A 248-nucleotide genomic window follows, 5' to 3' on the forward strand; every position below is an offset into this window, starting at 1 on the left:
GCCATTCAGGTAACGCACGGCGAAAGCCGTATCGCGCACGCTGGCACGGACAGGGCCGGCGTCGATTTCCAGGGGTAGGCCGTGGCTGGGCACGATTTCGAAAAACGCCTCGCCCTGGTACAGGCGGGCGATGCGCTGGTGGTCCTTGATGCTGCTGGAAAACGCCGAGTTGGTGTTCAGCAGCACCTTGGAGCCGTCGTCCAGTTGCAGGCGCTGGCGTTCGCCCACCACGGTGAGGTGGTCGGCTT

At 64.5% G+C, this 248-nt stretch carries 1 protein-coding gene; it reads right to left on the reverse strand.

What is annotated here, in order from left to right:
* Positions 1-248 (reverse strand): FecR domain-containing protein (locus ABS784_RS17220; RefSeq protein ID WP_352513425.1); only part of this gene is annotated, 248 nt, incomplete at both ends.

This window comes from Geobacillus sp. G4 (assembly GCF_040327975.1).
GTDB lineage: Bacteria > Bacillota > Bacilli > Bacillales > Anoxybacillaceae > Geobacillus > Geobacillus thermoleovorans.